Genomic DNA, 2,727 nt, shown 5'->3' with positions numbered 1-2,727 from the left:
CAATACCTCTCTCGCTCTGTGATGGCTCCAAGGTTATTGATCATTGATGAAATCGGTTACCTGCCGTTTGGGCGAGAAGAAGCCAACCTATTTTTTAATGTGATCGCTAAGCGCTATGAGTATGGCAGTATTATTTTGACCAGCAATTTATCGTTTGGCCAATGGCCTAGCGCATTTGCCGATGATGCGACATTAACGGCAGCGATGTTAGATCGACTGCTTCACCACTCGCATGTTTTGCAGTTAAGTGGTGATAGTTATCGATTGAAAGATAAACGACGCTCAGGAGCAATACCTGAGTAAAAGGGTGGATCAATTTTGATTGATCGTTTTTAAGCTAAAAGTGGATCAGTTTTCGGTGATCGTTGACAAGTATTCGTTGTCATCCACAAATGGCCGATGTATGGCATATCGGCTTAAACCTGGCACTGAGGATTTCTGATTTGCTATCGATCCGCTTTGAAGACATTCATGGTGACCGACTTATTATTCGTGAAAGTAAAACTGGCAAGCTGGCAAACATTCAGCTCAATACCAAAGCGCAGCAGCATATTGCTAGATTAAGGGAGCAACATCCCGACCATATCTACTTGTTTCAATCTCACCGATGCCAACAGTTGAAAAACAAACCACCGCAGCCAATTACGCGACGTGCTGTGTCCATGGCATTTCAACAAGTAGGCCAAGAGCTAAATATCGCTTTAGGTACTCATTCGATGAGAAAGACGCGAGGCTACTTTCTTTACCAATCCACAAAAGATATAGGCCGTGTCATGAAAATGCTTCGTCACACATCTGAGGGCGTCACGCTTCGCTATATCGGTATCACTCAAGATGAAGTCGATAAAGACTTTGTTTCTCTTGAGCTTTAAGCCTAGTCATTTCGTGAGGGGGCGGGACCGCCAATCCCTTATAAACATTAGGCTCAGAGCCTTTTGAGTTTCGCCATTATTACATTTGAGAGCAAATAACATGAACCCATATAACGCGATAGGAAACTTTCTAGTTGGCAGCTTATCGAAAAGCTTAATCCAAAATTTATTCTGGAAAACGAATAGCCCAGTAAGAGGTAGCATTGTGTATTGCGATCTCGCATTTGGATATGCTGAACATTCAGGTGTCTACGTGGGAGATGGACGTATCATCCACCGTAATGGCAAAGGTCTTATCGAGGCCGTATCAATTCATAAATTCCTGGCAGATACCACAGCCCTTTCCATTTACGTGAGTTGCAATGCGCAAGGTAGAGCCATTGGCAATGAGTTTACCGCTCAAATTGCAGAAGCCATGCTTGGCATACAGACAAACTATTCCCTGTTAAATGAAAACTGCCATCAGTTCTGTAGCTACTGTCTAAGTGGTGACATCTTCTCAAACTCCTTCACATTGACTCAGCTTAAACGTGACGCTCGTACGCACATTCAAGCGAGTCATTGGCGCGTATGGGATTTAAGGCATCGTCATAAAGGATATGCAGGTCATCTTTCTCAACCATCTAGGTCTGATTACTGAGCTCCATTATCATTGCTCTTTCATCACAGAAAAGGCTAGTTCTCGCTAGCCTCATTACATATCAATTCAAAACCAACTAATGTTAAATGAGCTCTATTAATCGAGTATTCATCCACTCAGTGACATCAGATTCAAACCACACCGTAGCTCTACCCTCAAAACTACGTTGCTGGCACCTGATAAGAGTTTAAGGCCCTAGCCCCTCCTGATCCTGCTACACCCAAATGAGCGTATCCCTTCTCCGAAATTCTTCGTCTCTTTTTTGGCTAAATAACACATTCGGGAAAGTAAGTCGTCATAGTTACTCTTGGTGTCAGGCCTATTTTGTACAACTCTGAAGTAATTATTCTTAGGGGGAAACTGAACTAAGCCTTTCATATCACAGTATGAAATTCCTAAAGCGTCAGACCATGCTTCTTGTAACAAGATTGCTAAGCTTTTTTCTGGCTCAAGACTGGTAGAGTAGTGACCTAGAGTTCGGAAGTTTTCATAACTCAGTAGAATAAACATATGATAGTGGTCATTATTACTACTATCCCTTTCTCTACACCATATATTGAAAACCTTATTTCCCTTCTTGATATGATGAACCCTGGCCTTTCTCTTTATTCTCTCTTTTAAAGTAACATCAACCTTCTTCTGAAATATCCTTATAAACCTTGATATATATGATACATCTCTATCCTGCTTAAATCCTTCAGGAAACCGTAAAATAAGACTAAAAGAAAGAACCCTGTTATGTTCACTTGTAACATAATCAAGAAGTTCTTTTGACCTTGTCAAATAAGGTTAATAATATTCTCTTTTTTTATTCAGCTTTATATCGTGAAAGTACCTACCCTGATAAACCTTCGGCTCTCGTATCCTTTTCTTTGTATTCATTCTTATACCTATTCGATTTACTACCTCATAGGTTAGGTATCTTGGTAATAATTTATAGGTTGTGAATACTGCTTAAGAATGAAACATATACTGCTTAAGAATGAAACATATATAACTATATACCGACGGTTTACGAGCGAAACCAAACCGAACCAAGCCAGCGGCTTTAGAGCATTTTCAACGCTATAAGCTAATTGAGTAGCCTTTCCAATTATTTCCACCAGAAGCATAAGAAAGAGCTGCGTTAAAGATAAAAAAGTATAACTATCAGTTTCCAAGAAAATTTAAAAAAACTTTAAAAATAAAATCAATCAGACTAAGATAATATCAATT

4 protein-coding genes are annotated in these 2,727 nt (G+C 39.9%); 3 read left to right on the top strand and 1 reads right to left on the bottom strand.

The features are described 5' to 3' along the window. From CAG57_RS15995 to CAG57_RS15985, 3 genes are all read left to right on the top strand, one after another. The coding region (locus CAG57_RS15995; protein ID WP_161439520.1) for an ATP-binding protein at window positions 1-303 on the top strand (303 nt) is incomplete at its 5' end. Window positions 304-365: 62 nt separating this feature from the next. Next, a complete protein-coding gene (locus CAG57_RS15990) occupies window positions 366-872 on the top strand; it encodes a tyrosine-type recombinase/integrase (protein WP_161430806.1) in 507 nt (168 codons plus the stop codon). Window positions 873-972: 100 nt separating this feature from the next. Continuing rightward, entirely contained in the window at window positions 973-1,512 is a 540-nt protein-coding gene (locus CAG57_RS15985) for a lecithin retinol acyltransferase family protein (RefSeq protein ID WP_161430804.1), read from the top strand. A gap of 195 nt (window positions 1,513-1,707) precedes the next feature. On the opposite strand, the gene CAG57_RS15980 is transcribed toward CAG57_RS15985, so the two are convergent. Further along, window positions 1,708-2,295, bottom strand: a complete 588-nt coding sequence (locus CAG57_RS15980; RefSeq protein ID WP_237665788.1) for a YagK/YfjJ domain-containing protein — start codon at window positions 2,293-2,295, stop codon at window positions 1,708-1,710. Window positions 2,296-2,727: the final 432 nt, after the last annotated feature.

It is taken from the genome of Vibrio sp. V30_P3S12P165 (assembly GCF_009904905.1).
In the GTDB taxonomy this organism is placed as follows: Bacteria; Pseudomonadota; Gammaproteobacteria; order Enterobacterales; family Vibrionaceae; genus Vibrio; species Vibrio fujianensis.
This window is presented reverse-complemented; position numbering and strand designations above follow the sequence as displayed.